The sequence below is a fragment of the Hymenobacter coalescens genome (genome assembly GCF_054783195.1).
In genome coordinates this window covers 211,589-230,771 of record NZ_BAAGRA010000002.1, presented here as the reverse complement: position 1 = coordinate 230,771, position 19,183 = coordinate 211,589, and the positions used below count along the sequence as shown (strand labels likewise).

General features: G+C 67.4%; 20 protein-coding genes. 12 read left to right on the top strand and 8 right to left on the bottom strand.

Annotated elements, in window-relative coordinates; all coding sequences use genetic code 11:
- The first annotated feature begins 73 nt into the window (after nucleotides 1-73).
- From ACYVKQ_RS02190 to ACYVKQ_RS02175, 4 genes are all read left to right on the top strand, one after another.
- Nucleotides 74-604, top strand: a complete 531-nt coding sequence (locus ACYVKQ_RS02190) for a hypothetical protein (RefSeq protein ID WP_460575156.1) — start codon at nucleotides 74-76, stop codon at nucleotides 602-604.
- 135 nt (nucleotides 605-739) lie between these two features.
- Nucleotides 740-1,408 (top strand): hypothetical protein, encoded by a 669-nt coding sequence (locus tag ACYVKQ_RS02185; protein WP_460575154.1) that lies wholly within the window; start codon nucleotides 740-742, stop codon nucleotides 1,406-1,408.
- Nucleotides 1,409-1,577: 169 nt separating this feature from the next.
- Nucleotides 1,578-2,831: a bifunctional 3,4-dihydroxy-2-butanone-4-phosphate synthase/GTP cyclohydrolase II gene (locus ACYVKQ_RS02180; protein ID WP_460575152.1), complete on the top strand. Its 1,254-nt coding sequence runs from the start codon at nucleotides 1,578-1,580 to the stop codon at nucleotides 2,829-2,831.
- 114 nt (nucleotides 2,832-2,945) lie between these two features.
- A complete protein-coding gene (locus ACYVKQ_RS02175) occupies nucleotides 2,946-3,740 on the top strand; it encodes a hypothetical protein (protein ID WP_460575150.1) in 795 nt (264 codons plus the stop codon).
- Nucleotides 3,741-3,850: 110 nt separating this feature from the next.
- Here the strand turns inward: ACYVKQ_RS02175 and ACYVKQ_RS02170 are convergent, their stop codons facing one another.
- The 6 genes from ACYVKQ_RS02170 to ACYVKQ_RS02145 form a co-directional block, all read right to left on the bottom strand.
- The gene (locus ACYVKQ_RS02170; RefSeq protein WP_460575148.1) at nucleotides 3,851-4,642 is read right to left on the bottom strand and encodes a tetratricopeptide repeat protein; all 792 of its coding nucleotides are present in this window, start codon (nucleotides 4,640-4,642) and stop codon (nucleotides 3,851-3,853) included.
- A 42-nt stretch (nucleotides 4,643-4,684) separates the two neighbouring features.
- Nucleotides 4,685-5,452, bottom strand: coding sequence for an ABC-2 transporter permease (locus ACYVKQ_RS02165; RefSeq protein WP_460575146.1), 768 nt, complete (start codon nucleotides 5,450-5,452; stop codon nucleotides 4,685-4,687).
- 96 nt (nucleotides 5,453-5,548) lie between these two features.
- Nucleotides 5,549-6,457, bottom strand: a complete 909-nt coding sequence (locus ACYVKQ_RS02160) for an ABC transporter ATP-binding protein (protein ID WP_460575144.1) — start codon at nucleotides 6,455-6,457, stop codon at nucleotides 5,549-5,551.
- Nucleotides 6,458-6,541: 84 nt separating this feature from the next.
- Nucleotides 6,542-8,293, bottom strand: a complete 1,752-nt coding sequence (locus tag ACYVKQ_RS02155; RefSeq protein ID WP_460575142.1) for a M14 family metallopeptidase — start codon at nucleotides 8,291-8,293, stop codon at nucleotides 6,542-6,544.
- Between the two features lie 139 nt (nucleotides 8,294-8,432).
- Nucleotides 8,433-8,867, bottom strand: coding sequence for a DoxX family protein (locus tag ACYVKQ_RS02150; protein WP_460575140.1), 435 nt, complete (start codon nucleotides 8,865-8,867; stop codon nucleotides 8,433-8,435).
- 122 nt (nucleotides 8,868-8,989) lie between these two features.
- The gene (locus tag ACYVKQ_RS02145) at nucleotides 8,990-9,646 is read right to left on the bottom strand and encodes a hypothetical protein (RefSeq protein ID WP_460575138.1); all 657 of its coding nucleotides are present in this window, start codon (nucleotides 9,644-9,646) and stop codon (nucleotides 8,990-8,992) included.
- A gap of 192 nt (nucleotides 9,647-9,838) precedes the next feature.
- Here ACYVKQ_RS02145 and surE point away from each other — a divergent pair, with 192 nt between their 5' ends.
- The 7 genes from surE to ACYVKQ_RS02110 all read left to right on the top strand — a co-directional run bounded on the left by surE (nucleotide 9,839) and on the right by ACYVKQ_RS02110 (nucleotide 16,912).
- On the top strand, nucleotides 9,839-10,714 hold the full coding sequence (gene surE / locus ACYVKQ_RS02140) for a 5'/3'-nucleotidase SurE (RefSeq protein ID WP_460575136.1): 876 nt from the start codon (nucleotides 9,839-9,841) through the stop codon (nucleotides 10,712-10,714).
- Between the two features lie 134 nt (nucleotides 10,715-10,848).
- The gene (locus tag ACYVKQ_RS02135) at nucleotides 10,849-11,475 is read left to right on the top strand and encodes a hypothetical protein (RefSeq protein ID WP_460575134.1); all 627 of its coding nucleotides are present in this window, start codon (nucleotides 10,849-10,851) and stop codon (nucleotides 11,473-11,475) included.
- Nucleotides 11,476-11,576: 101 nt separating this feature from the next.
- Nucleotides 11,577-12,581: a DUF1028 domain-containing protein gene (locus ACYVKQ_RS02130; RefSeq protein ID WP_460575132.1), complete on the top strand. Its 1,005-nt coding sequence runs from the start codon at nucleotides 11,577-11,579 to the stop codon at nucleotides 12,579-12,581.
- Nucleotides 12,582-12,642: 61 nt separating this feature from the next.
- Nucleotides 12,643-13,191 (top strand): SixA phosphatase family protein, encoded by a 549-nt coding sequence (locus tag ACYVKQ_RS02125; RefSeq protein ID WP_460575130.1) that lies wholly within the window; start codon nucleotides 12,643-12,645, stop codon nucleotides 13,189-13,191.
- Nucleotides 13,192-13,197: 6 nt separating this feature from the next.
- Complete coding sequence (locus ACYVKQ_RS02120; protein ID WP_460575128.1) at nucleotides 13,198-14,367, top strand: polysaccharide deacetylase family protein; 1,170 nt, start codon at nucleotides 13,198-13,200, stop codon at nucleotides 14,365-14,367.
- A gap of 114 nt (nucleotides 14,368-14,481) precedes the next feature.
- Nucleotides 14,482-15,351: a universal stress protein gene (locus tag ACYVKQ_RS02115; protein ID WP_460575126.1), complete on the top strand. Its 870-nt coding sequence runs from the start codon at nucleotides 14,482-14,484 to the stop codon at nucleotides 15,349-15,351.
- Between the two features lie 166 nt (nucleotides 15,352-15,517).
- Complete coding sequence (locus tag ACYVKQ_RS02110) at nucleotides 15,518-16,912, top strand: zinc-binding metallopeptidase family protein (RefSeq protein ID WP_460575124.1); 1,395 nt, start codon at nucleotides 15,518-15,520, stop codon at nucleotides 16,910-16,912.
- Nucleotides 16,913-17,004: 92 nt separating this feature from the next.
- On the opposite strand, the gene ACYVKQ_RS02105 is transcribed toward ACYVKQ_RS02110, so the two are convergent.
- Nucleotides 17,005-17,448, bottom strand: a complete 444-nt coding sequence (locus ACYVKQ_RS02105; RefSeq protein WP_460575122.1) for a hypothetical protein — start codon at nucleotides 17,446-17,448, stop codon at nucleotides 17,005-17,007.
- A 73-nt stretch (nucleotides 17,449-17,521) separates the two neighbouring features.
- On the opposite strand from ACYVKQ_RS02105, the gene ACYVKQ_RS02100 reads away from it, so the two are divergent.
- Nucleotides 17,522-18,094, top strand: coding sequence for a 2'-5' RNA ligase family protein (locus ACYVKQ_RS02100; protein WP_460575120.1), 573 nt, complete (start codon nucleotides 17,522-17,524; stop codon nucleotides 18,092-18,094).
- Between the two features lie 105 nt (nucleotides 18,095-18,199).
- On the opposite strand, the gene ACYVKQ_RS02095 is transcribed toward ACYVKQ_RS02100, so the two are convergent.
- Nucleotides 18,200-19,033 (bottom strand): OmpA/MotB family protein, encoded by an 834-nt coding sequence (locus ACYVKQ_RS02095; protein WP_460575118.1) that lies wholly within the window; start codon nucleotides 19,031-19,033, stop codon nucleotides 18,200-18,202.
- Nucleotides 19,034-19,183 lie beyond the last annotated feature (150 nt).

The following is a 19,183-nucleotide window of genomic DNA, read 5'->3' as shown; positions in this document are numbered from 1 at the left end:
ACGATGATGTGAATGGCTGGTTTGGAGGGCTATGAATACCTATTCTTGCCTTCCCAACCCACTTCTACATCCCATGGCCCAAACGCCTAAAATGGGTCAAACGACCGTCATCGACCTTTCCGTGCTGGCCCTGTCGCTGCTATTCGCCGTGGGCTTCGCCTACTGGGTCGGCCACCGGAGCCGCCGGCCCGTGTCGCTTACCTTGCTGGCCGGCCTGAGTTTGGGTCCCGCCACGGCCTTCGTGCACATGTGGGCCCACATGTTTGCCGTGAGCCTGGTGAACGTGCTGCGGTTCGCGGAGGGCAAGTTCGAGTACACCCTGCGCCTGTACGCCCTGCTGCAGCTCGGGGCGGTGCTGCTGCTCATCAGCGGGCTGTCGTTGCACGTTATCCGGCGCTGGGCGGCAAGCGGTGCGCCAGCCCTGGAGCGTCCCTTGGTGGGGCTGGCGCTGCTGCAGATGCTGTTCAGCTTCCCGCTGTTTCCCTTCAATCCTATTGGGATTTTGCCCGGATTGGCGGCTGTGCTGCTGCTGCTCACCCTGGCCGTGACCCGCCGGCAGCTACGGGACGTGGAGCAGGCAGAGGCTGAGTACGCGCTGGCGTAGCCAGCCGCGGGCTTAACAGTGTCGCCGCCGGCAAAGCAGGCGAACGGGCATCGTCCCAGCGCCGCCGCTGGGACGATGGTGGTCCAGGTCCGGCCCGGTGCTGGTACCTTTAGGCCCGCCCAACCCCCGAAGGAAATGAACGCCAGCGTCCAGCTTATCACGCGCGCAGAAGCCCTGCAACAACCTTTGCTCCGCAGCCAGGCCGCCCGCCTGCAGCGCGGCTACCTCGACGAGGACTACCCGGCCGCCGAAGCCATTGAAATGGGTTTCGAGCCGGAGCTGCTGGCAACGCCGGACCTGCCCGTGCGCAGCCTGGTGCTGTACCCGCCGGTAGCGTTGCCGGGCCAGCTGGAAGCCGCGTGGCGGCTGGTGCTGCGCAAATTGGGCGCAGATTACTGGCGCTGCCTGCCGTTTCAAGCGAAGCCGCTGCTGGGCAACCCCCGCCACCCGTACCGCCCGGTACAGCTGGCCCGGCGCCGGCTCGCGGCCTGGGGGGCGGCGCCCACCTACCGCGGCGCCTACCAGATTCCGCTGGCCGCTACCGCCGAATTCATGCGGGTGCTCTTCCGCATCAGCCGCTACGATGGCGCCGCGCCCGAATACATATTGTTTGCGCCGGGCACCGACGATTGCGTGGCTTCCCTCTGCCGGTACGGAAACCTGCACGTGGATTGCCGGCCCGAGCAGCTGGAACTCTTGCGCGCCGTTTTTCGGAGCGCTGGCCTGCACGAGTGGGAGGGCGAGGAATACGAACGGTATTCGGCGCGGGGCGCGGGGCACGGGCGGCGCACCCGCCGGCGGTGAAAGAGTAGCGGAGGGCCGGCTGCGCCGTCAACAGGCTGCCTAACGAGTGTTTGGGAAACGGCACCAATGATTCCGGCCGGTCGGCTAACTTTGCGGGGCCGCTGGCGGTTGTCAGCCCAAACCCCCCACCGCGGCCGATTCTCTCACCGGCCGCCCTTTCCCGCAAGCCATGCTTGACCCCATCGAAGACGCCATTGCCGACATCCGCGCCGGCAAAGTGGTCGTGGTAGTGGACGACGAAGACCGCGAAAACGAAGGCGACTTTATCTGCGCCGCCCGCTGCGCCACCCCCGAAGTCATCAACTTTATGGCCACCCACGGCCGCGGTCTGGTGTGCGCCCCGCTCATCGAGGACCGCTGCGAGGCGCTGGGGCTGGAGCTGATGGTGGGCCGCAACACGGCCCTGCACGCGACGCCCTTCACCGTGTCCATCGACTTGCTGAAGAACGGCGTGACCACCGGTATTTCGGCGTCGGACCGCTCCAAAACCATTCTGGCGCTTATCGACCCCGAGACCAAGCCCGAGGAGCTGGGCAAGCCCGGCCACATTTTCCCGCTCAAGGCCCGCAAGGAAGGCGTGCTGCGCCGCGCCGGCCACACCGAAGCGGCCATCGACCTGGCCCGCCTGGCCGGCTTCGAGCCCGCCGGCGTGCTGGTGGAAATCCTGAAGGAGGACGGCGAAATGGCCCGTCTGCCCGAGCTGCGCGAAATAGCCAACCGCTGGGGCCTGAAGCTGATTTCGGTGCAGGACCTGATCAAGTACCGCCTGCAGCAAGAAAGCCTCATCGACCGCGAAATATCGGTGAAAATGCCCACCCAGTGGGGCGACTTCGACCTGGTGGCTTATACCCAGCGCAGCACTGGCGCCCAGCACCTGGCCCTGGTAAAAGGCGACATCTCGGGCGAGGAGCCCGTGCTGGTGCGCGTGCACAGCAGCTGCGTCACCGGCGACATCTTCGGCTCCTGCCGCTGCGACTGCGGCCCGCAGCTGCACCACGCCATGCAGCAGATCGAGCGCGAAGGCAAGGGCGTGCTGGTGTACATGAACCAGGAGGGGCGCGGCATCGGCCTGCTGAACAAGCTGCGGGCCTATAAGCTGCAGGAGCAGGGCCGCGACACGGTGGAAGCCAACCTGGAGCTGGGCTTCGGCATGGATGAGCGCGACTACGGCGTGGGTGCCCAGATCCTGCGCGACCTGGGCCTGCGCAAGCTGCGCCTGCTCACCAACAACCCCCGCAAGCGCACCGGCCTGATCGGCTACGGGCTGGAAATCGTGGACACGGTGGCCATCGAAGTGCTGCCCAACGAGCACAACGAGCGGTACCTGACCACCAAGCGCGACAAGCTGGGCCATACCATCCTGACCAAAGACCGCGGCCCGCACCCGGCCCAGACGGCCGCCGAGATGCTGCCGACGGAGTAGCCCCGGCTTACGCCGGGCGCGGGCAAGCCGGCCCGCCCGCGCCCGTAAAAAAGCCCGCTGCCCGGAAGGGGAGCGGGCTTTTTTGTGCCCGTTTCTTCGTATCTTATTTGGGTCATGAAACCGTTCGTTCTGTGCGCTTTAGCGGGGCTCGGATTGGCGGCGCTGCGGCCGGCGGCGCACGCGCAGCGCGCCCTGGTGCAGGAGTTTGCCGGCAGCACGGTGCTGCTCACTTCCGGCGACACACTGCGCGGCCCGCTGACCTTGTACGCCGAGCGCGACGTGCTGCTGGTGCACCTGCCCGACCGCACGGTGCGCACCGTGGCGGCCATGAGCGTGGCGGCTTTCGCCGTGCGCGGCGAACTAAACCATCCGGGCGACTACTTCGAACAAGCACGCGACTTTTCCGAACCCCGCCGGGGCTACGCTTCCGCCGGCTCGGCTTGGGTGCCGGCCGTGGTGGCCCGCGAGCGGCCGCCCGATACCCTGCGCACCCGCCTGTTCCGCTCGCTGCCCTGGAACCACGGCTACGATTACGCCGATTACCGCACCCCCGCCTTCTTCGAGCAGCTAAGCCGGGGACCGGTGCTGCTGCTGCGCCGGCAGTCCCTGATTGAGCGCGCCGTTTCGGCCGCCGACCCGATGTTCATGCCCACTTACAGCGGGGCGGCGCTGCCCAGGGGCACCGTGGGCTACTACGTGACGGCCCGTAGCCAGTTCTTTCTGTGCACGGCAAGCGGTGAGGTGCTGCCCCTGCGCAACCCGCGCCGGCATCTGCTGGCCTATTTCCGGGCCGAAGCCGCCGCCCTGGAGCAGTACGCCCGGCAGCACCGCCTCAGCTTCAGCAGCTCCCGCGACCTGGCCCGCCTCGTCGACTATGCCAACGCGCTGCGCGAGCCGCCGCAGCCCTGACCAGCGCCGCCGGGAGCCAGAATACCGGAATCGGTGCCCCGGCCACGAAAGGGCGGCCAAGCAACTCTTTCTTACTCCTCTGTGCTGCCGACGGGAAGGAAGCCGTTGGGCTACTTGCGGTTGCAGCCGCAGCTCCAATTCTGCGTGCCCGTGGCGGTGCTGAACTCAATGCCGAGCTGCGCGGCCTTGTCGTCGGCGGAGAATGTGGTTTTGGGCTTGCCGCGCTCGGCGAAATAACCAGTCAGCCAGGTAAGCTGCCGGGTGGTGGCGTCGTAGGTGTAGCGGCCGGGGGCGCCGCCGTCGAGGTAGCGGTAGGTGCCGTTGGCGTTGAGCTGAATGGCGCCTTTGGGGATGAAGTTCATGCGCTTGCCCGCCGCATCCCACAGGTTGTAGGTGCAGAGGTAGTCGCCGTAAACCAGGTGGGCCGCCGCCATCGGCGCCGCGCCGCGGGGGCCGCCGGCTTTGGCAGCGGCTTCCGCCGCGGCCCGCGCCTGCAGGGCCGCGGCGGCACGGGCGCGTACGGCAGCGGCTTCGGCCTGGCCCCGGGTCTGCGCGTCGGCCGCTGAGTTGGCCTGGGCGTCGGCCTGCGCGCGCAGCGCGGCGGCCTGGGGCTCGTAGGCAGGGTGCAGCGTCACGGCGCGGGCCAGCTCGGCGCGGGCTTCCGGCAGGCGCCCCAGTTGCGCGTAGCACTGGCCCAGCAGCAGGTGCGCCTCGGCGTGCTCCGGCTGCCGCCGCAGCAAGGCTTCCAAGCGCAGGGCAGCGCTTTCGTAGTTTTTGGCGGCCAGGTATTCGCGGCCCAACGTCAGCTCCGGCTCAGTGGACGCAGGGGTTTGCTGGGCAGCGGCCGCAAGGGACAGCGCCAGTAGGGCGCCGGTAAGAAAAGCAGTCGGGGAGATACGCATTGGGCAGTCGGCGAAAAGCCGCGGAAGCAGCAAAGGTAGCGGCTACAGGTCGCGGGTGCGCAGCAGCAGCACGCTCAGCAGCCAGAAAAGCGCCGCATAGCCCAGCGCCACCGGCACGGCCTCGCCGGGTAGCAGGGCGCCGCTGGGGCCGAGTACGGTGTCGAGCGTCTGGGCAAAGGGTGAGGGCGTGAGGATATCCAGCGCCTTGACGGGCAGAAACCGGTCGATGGCGTCGGGCAGAAAGTAGCGGATGAGGCGCTCCACCACCCACACGTAGAGCAGCAGCGCCACGATGGCGGGCGTGCTTTTGCGAATGAGTACGGCCAGCAGCGCCGCCAGCGCCAAGTAGCCGGTCAGCTGGGCCGCGTACAGCAGCAGCGGCCGGGGGGCGGCGGCCAGCACCTGCCCGGCCTCGGCGCCCGGTGCCCGCGTCAGCCCGAAAAACAGCCCCACGGCCAGCACCGACACCACGCACCAAGCGGTGAGCAGCAGGCCCACCTGCAGCTTGTCGAACACCAGTTGCTCGCGCGAGGCCCCGTCGATGACCTGCTGGCGCAGCGTTCGGTACTGAAACTCATCGGTAATGAGCATGATGAGCAAGAAAGCCGGCAGCAGGGAAAAATAGCCGGCGATGTACACCAGGTTGGTCCACAGCCCCGGCAGCGCGTACAGCGCCAGCCCCAGCTGCGAGCCGTTGACGCTGACCCCGCCCGCGCCGGCCACCGTGGCCGCGAGCAGCGCGGTAAACAGCAACAGAATAACCCAGGCCGTGCGGTAGGGGAGCAGCTTACGAAGTTCGGTCTTTAACATGGATGCGGAAGGACGAATGACGAAGGAAGAATGAGCCAAGCCGTGGGGCGGCTGACTGCTTGAACTGCGGGAACAAAGCCGAGTAGTTGCCAGTCGTCATTCTTCCTTTTTCACCAATTCTAAAAATTGGCTTTCCAGGCTGCGGCGCTCGGTGCTGAGGTGGGCCAAGGTGAGCCCCTGGCTGAACAGGGCACGGTTCAGATCGGCAGCTGTGTGCGTCTCGGGCAAGGTCAGCGAGCAGCCGCCATCGGACCCGCGCACCACGTCTCGCACGAAGGGGAGGCTGCCCAGCGCCTGCAGCAGCGTCTGCGGGTCGGCTTCGGGCCCGAGGCGCAGGTGCACGCGGTCGGCGGCGGCCAGGATCTGGCTGACGGGGCCCGCCGCGCGCAACCGGCCCTGGTGCAGCACGCCCACGTGGGTGCACACCTTCTGCACCTCGTCGAGCAGGTGGCTGGCCAGGATGATGGTGCGCCCCTCGGCGCTGAGGCGCTGAATGAGCAGGCGCACGTCGGCAATGCCCTGCGGGTCGAGGCCGTTGGTGGGCTCGTCGAGCACGAGCACCTCCGGCTCGCCGAGCAGGGCCGAGGCCAGGGCCAGCCGCTGCTTCATGCCCAGCGAAAAGCCACGCACCGGCTCGTGCTGCCGCCCGGTCAGCCCCACCGTTTGCAGCGCCGCCTCGATGCCGGCGGCCGGCACGCGTTTGGTGTCAGCGGCGATGTGCAGGTTCTGGCGGGCGGAGAGGTAGGGAAAGAAGTTCGGTGTTTCGAGCAGGGCGCCCACGCGGCGGCGCGCGGCGGGCGTAGGCGGCTGCCCAAACCACTGCACCGAGCCGGATGTAGCGCGCAGCACGCCCAGGGTAATGCCGAGGGTGGTGGTCTTGCCCGAGCCGTTGGGCCCGAGCAGGCCAAACACGCTGCCGGCGGGCACACTCAGCGAAAGGTCCTGCACAGCCGTGGTGCGGGCGTAGCGCTTGGTCAGGTGCTCAATATCGAGAATGGGAGACATGGCAGAGAGAGGCTAAATTGGTGGGCGGAGCTTGGCGCGGAAAGCGGTGGAGCCGGCGGGCGCACGGGGCGTCCGGCGAGTAGGCTACTCCACCGTCAGCTTCTCCGCGCCCGTGAGCCGCAGCACCGGGTAGCGGCGGTAGCCCGGCTCCGAGTACTCCGAGCGGCGGTACACCCACTCGAGCTGGGCCTGGGCGTCCTGGGCAAACTTCGGGTCGGCCTTCTTTCGCTCCTCCAACTGCTGGCGCAGCTCGGGCTGGCGGCGCAGCACCTCGGCGGCCAGATCCTCGAACACGTAGGGGGAGAAGTGCTCCTTGCTCTGCAGCACGCTGTCGAAAAAGCCCCAGGCGAAAAACGAGTCGGGGGCCTGCGGCTCCAGCGTTTCCACCAGGTAGCGCGCGGCGGGCTGGTCGAGGCGGGCTAGGTAGTCGCCGCGGCGCAGCAACTGGGTTTGCTTCTCGGGGCGCAGCTGCACCTGGCTGTGCAGGTAGTGGCCCTCGAAGGGGCGGGGCGTGGTCTGGAAGTCCTCGATGTACTGCGCTTCCACCTCTACGGTGGCGTCCTGGGTCAGGCGCTGCAGATGCACGCCGTTCAGGCGCAGGCGCTCAATCACGGGTTCCCAGGCCTGCGGAATCAGGTAGGCGGCGGGCTTCGACACCGTCAGGGCGGGGCGGTAGGCGTTGTAGTAGTTTACCGGGCGGGTGAAGGGCCGGGTGCGGTCGTAGTACTGGCGCGGCAGCCCACTGACTTCGCTGGGCCGGCTGCCGCTTTCGTAGCCCCGAAACGGCAGCGTCTGCACCTGGGTTTTATCCAGCTGCCAGCTCAGCGGAAACAACGTTTGGGCGAGCAGCAGCCGGTCGGCCTCGGCGCGGGCGGCCCCGAGGGCGTCGGCGTCGCGGTGCACGAAGCGGATGACTTCATCCAGCAGCGCGTAGGTGGATTCCACGCGCGGCCGGAAGGGCTTGAGCATGTGCGTCTCGGGCATGAAGCCGATGCAGTTGAATAAGGCCGCGTAGCCGGTGGAGTAGCGCGGCGAGTCGGAGAAGCCGATCAGCCCGCTTTCGGGCGTGGGGCCGTCGAAGTCCACGTAGGGCGTCATCGGCCACTTGCGCTTTTCCATGCCGCCGTAGAGCGCGGGCAGCAGGCGCTGCTGCAGGTACTGGCCCAGCGCCGGGTGCAGCTTGTCCTTCTGCGAGGCAATGAGCGTCATGGTGTACTGGTAGTCGGCACCGTTGGAGGTGTGCGTTTCCACGAACACCTCGGGCCGCCAGCGCTGAAACAGCTGGGCAAACGAGCGGGCGTTGCGCGTTTCCTGCTTGATGTAGTCGCGGTTCAGGTCGTAGTGCCGACCGTTGCCGCGGAAGCCGTACTGCTCGGGGCCGTTCTGGTTGGCGCGGGTGTGGCGGTTGCGGTTGAGCATACCGTCCACGTTGTACACGGGCACCACCACCAGGGTCACGTTCTGCAGCTGCTCGCGCAGCTTTTTCTGCTGCAGGTAGTCGCGCACCAGCATCATGGAGGCGTCGATGCCCTCCGGCTCGCCGGGGTGAATGCCGTTCTGGATAAACACCACGCGGCGGTTTTTGCGCCTCACCGAAGCCGGGTCCGCGTCGCCGTCCAGCGCCACGACCACTTCGTGCAGCGGCTCGCCGCTGTCCGTCGGGCCGGCCTCGCGCAGCGTTACCTCGGGGTAGGCCGCGTCGAGGCGCTTGTAATAATCGATGCACTCCGCGTAAGTGGCCGTGGTGTTGCCGCTGCCTTGTTCAAAGGGCGTCAACCAGTTGGTCTTGTCGGGGGGAGCGAGCAGGGCGGCGGCTAGCATGAGGGTAGCAAGCATGGGAAAAGCATTCGGGGCGGCAAGATGCCACGAAGCAACCAAACCTAAACGACGACCCGCAAGCAAGGGGCTGCGCCACGCAGCCATGGGCCGGCCGCCCACCCGGCGCGCCGCACCGCCCGGGGCCGGCCCCGAAAACCTAGTACAAGCGCCGCCGCGGCGGAAACAGCTGCTGATCGGCGCTGTACTTACCCGGCCCGGTGAACAGCAGTCCAAGAAACACAAAGCCGTTCTCCACCGCGTGCGAGTAGGCGCCGAAGCCTTCGCCCGAGGCCACGTGCGACACGGCCGCTACCACCATGGTCAGCAGCAAGGCCACGCAGGCCCAGCGAAACAGCAGGCCCAGCACCAGCAGCTGGCCACCGATGGTTTCGGCCACGGCCGCCAGTAGCCCCCAGGCGGTGGGCGCAAAATGCACCCCGAAATGACGCATTTCTTCGCCCAGCGCGGTCCATTTATCCGGTCCGCCCATCAGCTTGGGGTAGCCGTGCACGACGAACATGATGCCCAGCCCGAGGCGCAGCAGCAGCAGTCCCACATCGGCGTGGCGGTAACGGTTTTCGAGCAGCGGCATAGCGGGCAACGGCAGGGGTGGCAAAAACGCGGCTAAACGGGCAGCGTGCGGGGTGGAAACTTAGCTGCTGCGTCGCCAAAGTACACAATCATTCGCTGATTCGCACCCGCAGGCGCTGCCTCTTACTGGTAAAGTATAATGCCGGTGATGCGCGTAGCCGGCGGCACGTCGTCCTTGCGCAGCAGCCTATCCGGGGGCAGGCCGGTCTGGTCGAGCACCCAGGTCATGCCCACGCGCTCCGACACGGCCACCAGCCGGCCCTCGGCCCGCTCGATGGTTTGCACGCCGTAGGCTTTGCGAGCCGCTCCGTAGGTGCTGCCTACCCCAATGCCCTCGGCCGTGCGGTAGCGCGCATCCTGCAGCTGCACGCGCCAGAGGCGGTTGCCGTTGCCGTCGAGGGCCGTTACCATTTCCAGCAGCAGGGGCGGGGTGCCGGCCGGCTGACCGGCGGGGCGGTACTCGTACACGGGGTACTCAATGCCCTCCAGGCTGCGGGTGGTGGGGCGCAGGGCGGCGGACGGGAGCAGCGCCAGCAGGTCCGCTTCCTTCATGTTCAGGCGCAGCGGCCCCACATAGCCGGGGCGCAGCAACAGGCGTTCAGGCGTGGCCGCCGGGCTAGCGGCCGCCGCTGCCGTATCGGCCGGCGGGGCCGGGGCCGCGGGAGCCGGTGTTGCAGTAGGAGCGGGGGCAGCCGGTGCTTCGGCAGGCCGCTCGGTGGGGCCGCAGGCGGCCAGCAGCAGGGCCAGGGCGGCGGGCAGGGCGGTGACGGGGCGAATCATGGCCCAAACCTACTCGGGTTTGGCGGTTCTGTGCGACGGGCTTACCAATTGGCCAATCACGCGGGGGCAGGGCGTCGGTACCGTTGGGCGGCCCGTTGCGCAGTCGCCGCGGCCAACGGCGCCGGCTGGCATCCGTTTAACCCTCCGTTTACCTCTGCGGTCTACCTTTGCCGCCGACCAACGTTTTCTGCCGTGAGCCCCGATTCGCCTACCCAGCCGCTTATTCTGATTTCCAATGACGACAGCATTGCCGCGCCCGGCATTGCGGTCCTCGTGCGCGTGATGCAGCGCCTCGGCGAGGTGGTGGTGGTGGCACCCGCCGCCCCGCAGTCGGGCATGGGCCACGCCATTACGCTGAGCGAGCCGCTGCGCCTCGACCGCAGCCACCTGTTCGAGGGCATCGAGGCGTACACCTGCTCGGGCACGCCCGCCGACTGCGTCAAAATCGCCAAGCACCTGGTGCTGAAGGGCCGCCGCCCCGATCTGGTCGTGAGCGGCGTCAACCACGGCTCCAACGCCTCGGTGAACGTGATTTACTCCGGCACCATGTCGGCGGCGCTGGAAGCGGCCATCGAAGGGCTGCCCGCCATCGGTTTTTCGCTCTGTGACTTCTCGCACCAGGCCGATTTCTCGCACGCCGAGCCGTGGATTGAGCACGTGGCCCGCGAGGCGCTGACCAAAGGCGTGCCCGCCGGCACGGCCCTGAACGTGAACATTCCCAAAAAATCCGATGACCCCATCGTGGGGGCCAAGGTGTGCCGACAGGCCCGCGCCAAGTGGCAAGAGGAGTTCGATACCCGCCAGGACCCCTACAACCGGCCCTACTACTGGGTGCTCGGCAACTTCCAGAACGAGGAGCTGCACGCCGAAGACACGGACGAGTGGGCCCTGGCCCACAACTACGTGAGCATCGTGCCCTGCCAGTACGATTTCACCCACCACCCGGGCCTGCGCGAGCTGCATGGTGCTTGGTCGCTGCAGCTGCCCGGCCGCGCCGCGCCCGCCGAGCCGGCCCAGCCGCACCCCGTCAGCCCCGGCGACTACGGCCCGGCCAACCCGCAGGGGTAAGCATCGGTACGGGTTGACTGGAACGCGCCCCGGCCCCGTGCCGGGGCGCGCTTGGTGATGGGCGTGCCGGCAGCCGCGTCGGGCATTACACGGGCCGGCGTTTTATCTTGCCTCCGCCATCAATCCCTCGTTTTATGGGCGCCCGCATCGAGATTAGCACCGTCGGCGACAAGTACGATGACCGGAACCTGGCCCCGTTTCTGGGGCGGTACTTCCAGTATGAAATAACCCGCGGGGCCCTCTGGGAAAACCACGCCCCGTTTCTGACGCCCGCGGAAGCCCAGCTGCTGGAGGCGCCCTACTTCAAGAGTTTTGAGGACGAGCCGGCGCCCGCGCCCGTGGACCCTGCGGAGCTGGCCCGGGTGTTGCTGAAGGTCAAAGACTACCTGTGGACGCACCAGGATTCGCTGCCGTACGAAATCCACCTTGACTACGAGCGGATGAAGCGGGAAGGCTTGCCGACGGACATCATCAACCACAGCCGCTGCTGGATTCACGGCGACTTGCTGTACCACTCCTCGCCCTGGTGCACGTTTCCGGTGACGGAGCGCCAGATGCTCATCACCAACTTTCCGCACGACCCCAACGACGTGGACCTGGTGGTGGACATCAAGGAGCGGATTGAAATCGAAGGCCGGACGTACTACCTGACCAGAACGAACCGGCACGAAGTGTTTGCGCCGGTGCTGGATCAGGTAATAGCTTTCTGCAACGAGGCCAGCCGCATCGGCGAGCAAGTGTACTGGCTCTATAGTCACTGAGCCGGCCGCCGTGCTACGCCTAGCGCTACGGCCGTAACCCGCCGCCTGATTTTCGGTTGCCTACTAGGCACACTCCCCATTCCGACCTTTTCATTTGCCCTATGCGCCACGTTCCGGTCCTGCTATTTACCTTCCTCTGCTGCCTGCTGAGCTTGCCCATGCACGCCCAGCAGCAGATGTACGCGCTGCGCGAGCCGTTCGCCCACACCTACTCCATCGTCGCCCGCGACCCGAAAACCGGCGAGCTGGCCGTGGCCGTGCAAAGTCACTGGTTTTCGGTGGGCACGGCCGTGTCGTGGGCCGAGGCCGGGGTAGGAGCCATTGCCACCCAGTCGTTTACCAACAAGTCGTTCGGTCCGCGCGGCCTAGCCCTGCTCAAAAGCGGCAAAACCGCCCAGCAGACCCTCGACGAGCTGCTGCGCACCGACGAGGGCCGCGACGTGCGCCAGGTGGCCATCGTCGACGCGAAGGGCAACGTGGCTACCCACACCGGCCGGAAATGCGTGGACATGGCCGGGCACCAGCAAGGCGCCGGGTTTTCGGCGCAGGCCAACATGATGCTCACCGACAAGGTGTGGCCCGCCATGGCCCGGGCCTTCGAGCAGAACGCCCAGCTACCCCTGGCCGAGCGCGTGCTGGCCGTCCTCGACGCGGCCCAGGCCCAGGGCGGCGACATCCGCGGGCGGCAGTCGGCGGCCTTGCTGGTGGTGCGCGGCACGGCCAGCGCCGCGCCCTGGGACGACCGCCTCGTGGACCTGCGCGTGGACGACGCGGCCGAGCCGCTCTGGGAGCTGCGCCGCCTGCTGCAGCTGCAGCGCGCCTACGACCACATGAACGCCGGCGACCTGGCCGTGGAGAAAAACGACATGCCCACGGCCGTGCGCGAGTACGAAACGGCCGAAAAGGCCTTCCCCGACAACCTGGAAATGCGCTACTGGCACGCCATCACGCTGGCCAACAAAGGGCAGGTGGCCGAGGCCAAAAAGCTGCTGCTGCCCATCTTCCAGCAGGAGCCCAACTGGCGCACCCTCACCGAGCGGCTGCCCAAAGTTGGGCTGCTGACCGTGTCGGCCGCCGACCTGCAGCAGATTTTACGCCTGAAGTAAAGCCACCCTCGCGACTCTGGCCGCGTCAGTAGCGTTCATTCCCACGTCAAACGTTCCCCGCATGTCCTTGCTGTTTCGTCTGCTCTGCCTGCTGCCGCTGCTCGGCGCCACGGCCTTTACCGCGCCCGACCGCGCCAAGCCCAAGGCCGTTACCGTGTACCTGGTGCGCCACGCCGAAAAAGGGGCCCTCACCGATCCGCAAAACACCCGCGAGCAGCCCCTGAGCGAAGCTGGGCAGCAGCGGGCCGCGACCCTGGCCGGGGTGCTGCGCAAGGCGCCGCTGGTGGCCGTGTACTCCACCGACACGAAGCGTACCCGCGACACGGCCGGCCCGCTGGCCACCGCCAAAAAGCTGGCCATTCAGCCTTATAACCCCGACCCCCAGGGCCTGGCCGCCCTGGCCGCCCTTATTCGGCAGACCGCGCCCGGCAAAGCCGTGCTGGTGGTGGGCCACTCCAACACCGTGCTCGAAACCATCGAAGCCCTCGGGGCCGTGCGGCCCGTCAAAACCATTGGCGACAACGAGTTCAGCTACCTGTTCGAGGTGAAGCTGCCAGCCAGCGGTGGTCCGGCCACCACGGCAGTGCGTCGCTACGGGGCGGTGAAATAACGTCGGATGCGCGCTCTAGATCTGCGCCGGTGGGCCATCGGTTTAGGGCTGAGCCTGCTCGCGGCCTGTGAAGCCCGTCGGCCCGCTGCCGAACAGCCTAAATCGGGCGCGGCTGCTACCGTATCCGGTCAGGCTCCGGCGCCCGATTCGACGGCTGCTTCCGCCTCATTCACCGGTTACCACCGCTACGTGGGCACGGTGGGCGCCGCGCCGGTGGTGCTGGAGCTTACCATCAATGCGCCCAACCCAGACGCCGGCTGGCGTCTTCGCGGTACTTACTACTACGAGCAGCAAGGCCGGACATTGGTTATCAGTCATGAAAGTGCTTACCAGCCCGGCCAGCCTCTGACCTTGCGAGAGGGCGCTCCTAAGCCCGAGGCTCCCGACGAAACCGTGCCCACCGGGCGCTGGCGGGCTACGCAAGCGGCCGGCCCGGTGCTCAGCGGCACCTGGGAAAGCCCCGACGGCCGCCGCCAACTGCCTTTCCGGCTGCGCGAGGACTACACCGGCGCCGTGCGCTACGAACTACTGACTGAAACGGCAACGGGCGCGCCCTGTCCGCTTGCCGAAGATCAGGCCGGTCCGCGCCGCCCCGAGGTGAGGCGCACCTTCCTGCACCTGCTCGGCCCCGATACGCTGCAACCGGCTCTGCGCGCCCTGCAGAGCCCCGAGCCCCGGCAGCGCCGCGACCAGCTGGCCGTGGAGCTGGACGGCGCCGATTGCACGGGCAGCTTCGGTTTCTACGGCGACGTGGACGTGACCCTGAACGGTTACGGCCTGCTCTCGGTGCTGCGCAGTGAGGGCGAATATTTGGGCGGGGCTTACCCCAACAGCACCGAGGAGCTAGCGGTGTACGACCTAGGCACCGGGCGGACCGTGAAGCTGGCCGACTGGCTCCGGCCCGGCCAGGAAAGCGCCCTGCGCCGGCTGCTGTTGCGCCGGCTGCGGGCGCACCCGTACGCCAGCAGCTTAGGGCTGAACGATGCCGATGTCGGCGGCGGTGAACTGCCCGCGCTGGGCTTCGACAGCGAAGGTGCCTATTGCCTGCTCGGCAGCTTCGGAGCGCCGCACGCCGTGCAGCGGGTGCCAGTGGTCATTCCCTACCGCGAGCTGCGGCCCCTGGTACGGGCTAGCTCCCCGCTGGCCCGTATGCTGCGGCAGCGGGGCCTGTGGTAGCCGGCAAGCAAGCCCGTACCTGAGCAAAATCAGCTTTGCGGCTGAGCTACGTCATCGGCGGCCCGGGACCGGCGCCGGACTTTTACGGCGTACTCTCAACCGACTTTCGCCGTCATGGACAACCTCGTCGTCCTCACCAACCTTTCGCCCGCCGCCGAACACGCCCGCCGCTACGCCGCCCAACTTGCCGGTCCGCTCGGCGCCCGCGTCGTGCTGCTGCACGTGCACCAGGTGCCGGCCCTGTCGCCCGAAACCGGCCTGGTGCTGGGCAGCGCCGGTTACTTTGAGCGGGAGCAGGTGTGCACGGCCCTGGAAGCCATTGCGGCCGAGATGCTGGTGCCAACCGCCGTGGAAATTGTCGACGGCGCCTTTGGGGCGGCGCTGGAGGCGGCCGTGGCGCGCTATCAACCGCTGCTGCTGGTGCTCGGCCTCACCGGCACCGAGGGCTACTTCGATGCGCTGCTGGCCAACCGCGCCCTGCCGCTGCTGCGCCACAGCCCGTACCCGGCGCTGCTGGTGCCCGAGGCCGCCGCATTGCGCCCCCCGCGCCGGGTGGTGCTGGCCGTCGACGGGGAGGACTTCAGCGTGCCTGCGCCGGCGGCGGGCGGCTTCCGCGAGCTGCTGACCACCTGGCAGGCCGAGCTGACCCTGATGCACACCGCCACGCCCTACAGCAGCCGCAGCCGCAACGAGGTGCTGCGCGCCGTGCAGCGCAGCGGCCTGCTGCCCGCCGCCACCGAAATGAGGTTCAGCCAGCCCGTGGCTGCTACGCCCGAGGAAGGCGTGCGGCTGACCACGACCAGCCGCGAAGCCAGCTTGTTGGTGCTGCTGGCCCGCCGCCGCAGCTTCCTCGGCCAACTGTTTCACCGCAGCGTGACGGCCCGCGTGCTGCGCCAGGCCACCCTGCCGGTGCTGCTGCTGCCCGCTGCCGAGGCGGTGCCGCAGCCCGCACCCGTGGCCGCCGAAGAGCTGCGGGCGCACTAGGCACCAGGGCGCGAAGGCCCGTTGCCGGGGGCGCCGTTTGGCGGCTCGCGGCAACGGGCCTTTCTTTGCGGCAGGCCGCTGCGGGCCGGGCGGCAAGCAACGCCCGGCCCGCAGCGGCGTCTCTGACTGCCGCGCCCGGGTGGGCGCGCTGCTTTTTCCCGCTCTCATGCTCCACCGCTTCCGCTCCGTGGCCGCCGGCCTGCTGCTTTCCGCCGCGCTGGTTGTGCCCGCCCAGGCCCAGAACGCCGCCAAAACCGATTCGCTTAACCTGCGCAAGATCTACGACGAGGCCCTGCTGCGCGGGCAGAGCTACGACAACCTCCGCTACCTCTGTCAGAACATCGGCGCGCGCCTCAGCGGCTCGCCCCAGGCCGAGCAGGCCGTGCAGTGGGGCAAGCAGACCATGGAGAAGCTGGGCTTCGACCGGGTATACCTGCAGGAGGTGATGGTGCCGCACTGGGTGCGCGGGGCCAAGGAAAAAGGCTCGTTCAAGGCGCCGAAGGGCAAAAGCCAGGACGTGACGCTGTGCGCGCTCGGCGGCTCGGTGGGCACCAACGGCAAGCTCAAGGCGCAGGTGGTGGAAGTACGCAGCTGGGACGAGCTGGCCAAGCTCCCCGACGCCCAGGTGAAAGGCAAGTTTGTGTTCTTCAACCGCCCCTTCGACGATAAGCTGATCGAGCCGGGCCAGGCCTACGGCGGCGCCGTGGACCAGCGCGGGCGCGGGCCGGTGGAGGCCGCCAAGCGCGGCGCGGTGGGCGCCCTGGTGCGCTCCATGACCTCAGCCAAAGACGACTACCCGCACACCGGCACCACGCGTTACGACGAGGCCGTGACCAAGATTCCGGCCGCCGCCCTGAGCACCCTGGCCGCCGACCGCCTCAGCGCGGCCCTTCGGCAGAATGCCGGGCTGGAGTTTGAGCTGGAAATGGCCTGCCAGACGCTGCCCGATGTGAAATCCTACAACGTGGTGGGCGAAATCAAGGGCTCGAAGTTCCCCGACGAAATCATCACCGTCGGCGGCCACCTCGACTCCTGGGACCTGGCCCAGGGCGCCCACGACGACGGCACCGGCTGCGTGCAGAGCATGGAGGCGCTGCGCCTGCTGCTGGCCAGCGGCCTGCGCCCCGAGCGCACGGTGCGCGCCGTGCTCTTCATGAACGAGGAAAACGGCAACCGCGGCGGCATCAAGTACGCCGAGCTGGCCAAGGCGGCCGGGGAGAAGCACCTGGCCGCCATTGAGTCGGACGGCGGGGGCTTCACGCCGCGCGGCTTCGGGGTGGAAACGGCTTCGCCGGCCACCGTGGCCAAGGTGCAGCGCTGGGCTCCGCTGCTTGCGCCCTACCACGCCGGCAGCATCGCGGCCGGCCACGGCGGCACCGATATCGGTCCGCTGAAAGGGCAGGCCCAGGCCCTCATCGGCTACGACTGCGACTCGCAGCGCTACTTCGACATCCACCACACGGCCGCCGACACCTTCGACAAGGTAAACCGCCGGGAGCTGGAACTGGGCGGGGCCGCCATGGCTTCGCTGATTTACCTGCTGAGCAAGTACGGGCTGTAGAGCTGGTTGGGCAGCACCCAAAACGCCACCGCCCCGCCGTAATCAACTACGGCGGGGCGGTGGCGTTTTGTTGGGCCGTCCGGCAAGAGCCCTTACTTCTGGTCTAGAGATAGGTAGTTGAGCTTGGCTGACTCCTCCAACTCGTCGTCCAGGTTCGTGTCGAACTTGAAGGCGTAAATAAACCACTTGTCATTGGCCTTGTAGAACTCAAAGGTGAAGCGGAGCGGCTGTCGATCGTAGCGCACTAAGTAGGATTTGAGTACGAAGCTGTTGGCAATGCGCTTGGTCATAATGGGCTCGTACCCGTAATACCGGCCGACAAAATCTGGCGTCAGCTTATTTATTTCTGACTTCAGTTGCTCGACGGCGTCTTTGTTCCGTGACACCCAAGGGTTAGTGGTATATAACGTTTCCAGCGCCTTGGCCGGCCCCTTGGGGTACTCCTGGAAGAATGCGGTTACCAGTTCATCGGGGTTTTGCTGGGCATAGCTTTTCGCGCTGACGAGCAGTAAAACAAGAAGTAAGAGCTTCTTCATGCAGCAGGTATTGGTGGGGAAAGTAAGAGAGCAAAGCTAATCTATGGGGTTCAAAGCCGCGTTTAAGAGGGAAATGACACCCCAACCCGCCCTTTACCTGCTGGCCACCCTGCCGCCCGAGCCCGTCTTCTCCGAAATCTGGGCCCTGAAACAGGAAGTGCACCGCCTGACGGGCTCGCGCAACGCCGTGCGCCTGCCCCCGCACATCACCCTGATTCCGCCCTTTCGCCTCGTGCCGGCCGCGTTCGAGCCGCGGGCCCAGAGGGTGCTGGCCGCGTTTGCCGCCGCCCAGCCGCCGGTAGAAGCGGGCCTGCAGGATTTCGCCTGGTTTGGCAACCGCACCCTCTTCGTGCACGTGACGCCAGCCGAGCCACTCCGGCAGCTGCACGCGGCCCTGGTGGCCCGGTGCCGGAGCGAGCTGCCGGAGGTGCCCCGCGAAACGCGCCTGTTCACCCCGCACATGACCTTGGCCACGCGTGACTTGCCGCCCGCCCAGGTGCCCGCGCTCCGGCAGGACTTTGCCGCCCGCCACTACCGCACCACGTTTGCGGTGACTTCGCTCGTGCTGTTTCGCCACAACGGCCGGCAGTGGCAGCCGGTGCAGGAGCACGCGCTGGGCGGAACTCGTCCTGCAACCGCCGGCTAAGCTGTTGCCCAACCGAAAGGAGTAGTGCAGAGCCCTTAAAAAAACCGCCCCATAGCTACTGCTGCGGGGCGGCTAGGGGCCTGGTGGCCCGGCAAGATTGTTCGATCAGTTCTGCTCCAGCAGCTGAAACAGCTCGTCAAGCTTGGGGGTGAGGATAATCTCGGTGCGGCGGTTCATGGCTTTGTTCTGCGGCGAGTCGTTTTGGGCCACCGGCACGTACTCCGAGCGGCCCGAGGGCGTCACCTGCCCGGGCGCCATCCCCGATTCCGTGAGGATGCGCGTGATTTCCGTGGCGCGAAGCACGCTCAGGTCCCAGTTGTCGCGCATGCCGGCGGTGCCCCGCACAATGGGCACGTTGTCGGTGTGGCCTTCCACCAGCACATTCACGTCGGTGTTGCCCTTGAGGGCGGCGGCCAGCTTGCGCAGCGCTTCCTGCCCGCGCGGGTCTACCTTCGTCGAGCCCGACTTGAACAGCAGCTGCTCCGACAAGGACACGTACACCTTGCCGTTTTTCAGGTTCACCTGCAGGTCCTGGGCGTTAAAGCCCAGCAGGGCATCGGCCACGCGCTTGCGCAGGGCCTGCACGGCCCGGTCTTTCTCGGCCAGCTTGGTTTGCAGATCGGCCAGGCGCTGCTCCCGGTCCTTCAGGTCGGCCGAAAGCTGGGTGTTCTGGGCTTCGGCGCCGCTCAGGTTCTGGTTGAGCTGGTTCACTTGCTGGCTGCGCGAGGCCAGGCGTTGCCGCAATTCTTCCTCGGAACGAGCCTTGGCCTGCTCCAGAGCCGACTTTTCCACCTGCAGCTGGTCGCGCGACTTGGTCAGCTCGGCGTTCTGGCTTTGCAGGGCGGTGTATTTTTTTTGCGACACGCAGCCGGGCGCGACGGCGGCCGCAGTCAGGAGCGTCGCGGCCAGCAGGCCGCGCGAAAACGGGAAAGGCATCATGGTGTGGCTGGGATAAGGCAGGGGGGAGGCCCCGCGGCGGGGCCGTCGTTGGGCCCGGTTACGCAGCGGAGGCGGGGCAAGTTTTGGGCGGCCGCCCGGCCAAATTGGGCAGTCGGCCTTTTCCGGCGTATTTTCGGCCCGTTTTCCTGC

What these genes read in the sequence shown, in the direction of transcription:
- ACYVKQ_RS02190 (WP_460575156.1), top strand. Translation starts at nt 74, where the DNA reads ATGGCCCAAACGCCTAAAATGGGTCAAACGACCGTCATCGACCTTTCC.
- ACYVKQ_RS02185 (WP_460575154.1), top strand. Translation starts at nt 740, where the DNA reads ATGAACGCCAGCGTCCAGCTTATCACGCGCGCAGAAGCCCTGCAACAA.
- ACYVKQ_RS02180 (WP_460575152.1), top strand. Translation starts at nt 1,578, where the DNA reads ATGCTTGACCCCATCGAAGACGCCATTGCCGACATCCGCGCCGGCAAA.
- ACYVKQ_RS02175 (WP_460575150.1), top strand. Translation starts at nt 2,946, where the DNA reads ATGAAACCGTTCGTTCTGTGCGCTTTAGCGGGGCTCGGATTGGCGGCG.
- ACYVKQ_RS02170 (WP_460575148.1), bottom strand. Translation starts at nt 4,642, where the DNA reads ATGCGTATCTCCCCGACTGCTTTTCTTACCGGCGCCCTACTGGCGCTG.
- ACYVKQ_RS02165 (WP_460575146.1), bottom strand. Translation starts at nt 5,452, where the DNA reads ATGTTAAAGACCGAACTTCGTAAGCTGCTCCCCTACCGCACGGCCTGG.
- ACYVKQ_RS02160 (WP_460575144.1), bottom strand. Translation starts at nt 6,457, where the DNA reads ATGTCTCCCATTCTCGATATTGAGCACCTGACCAAGCGCTACGCCCGC.
- ACYVKQ_RS02155 (WP_460575142.1), bottom strand. Translation starts at nt 8,293, where the DNA reads ATGCTTGCTACCCTCATGCTAGCCGCCGCCCTGCTCGCTCCCCCCGAC.
- ACYVKQ_RS02150 (WP_460575140.1), bottom strand. Translation starts at nt 8,867, where the DNA reads ATGCCGCTGCTCGAAAACCGTTACCGCCACGCCGATGTGGGACTGCTG.
- ACYVKQ_RS02145 (WP_460575138.1), bottom strand. Translation starts at nt 9,646, where the DNA reads ATGATTCGCCCCGTCACCGCCCTGCCCGCCGCCCTGGCCCTGCTGCTG.
- ACYVKQ_RS02135 (WP_460575134.1), top strand. Translation starts at nt 10,849, where the DNA reads ATGGGCGCCCGCATCGAGATTAGCACCGTCGGCGACAAGTACGATGAC.
- ACYVKQ_RS02130 (WP_460575132.1), top strand. Translation starts at nt 11,577, where the DNA reads ATGCGCCACGTTCCGGTCCTGCTATTTACCTTCCTCTGCTGCCTGCTG.
- ACYVKQ_RS02125 (WP_460575130.1), top strand. Translation starts at nt 12,643, where the DNA reads ATGTCCTTGCTGTTTCGTCTGCTCTGCCTGCTGCCGCTGCTCGGCGCC.
- ACYVKQ_RS02120 (WP_460575128.1), top strand. Translation starts at nt 13,198, where the DNA reads ATGCGCGCTCTAGATCTGCGCCGGTGGGCCATCGGTTTAGGGCTGAGC.
- ACYVKQ_RS02115 (WP_460575126.1), top strand. Translation starts at nt 14,482, where the DNA reads ATGGACAACCTCGTCGTCCTCACCAACCTTTCGCCCGCCGCCGAACAC.
- ACYVKQ_RS02110 (WP_460575124.1), top strand. Translation starts at nt 15,518, where the DNA reads ATGCTCCACCGCTTCCGCTCCGTGGCCGCCGGCCTGCTGCTTTCCGCC.
- ACYVKQ_RS02105 (WP_460575122.1), bottom strand. Translation starts at nt 17,448, where the DNA reads ATGAAGAAGCTCTTACTTCTTGTTTTACTGCTCGTCAGCGCGAAAAGC.
- ACYVKQ_RS02100 (WP_460575120.1), top strand. Translation starts at nt 17,522, where the DNA reads ATGACACCCCAACCCGCCCTTTACCTGCTGGCCACCCTGCCGCCCGAG.
- ACYVKQ_RS02095 (WP_460575118.1), bottom strand. Translation starts at nt 19,033, where the DNA reads ATGATGCCTTTCCCGTTTTCGCGCGGCCTGCTGGCCGCGACGCTCCTG.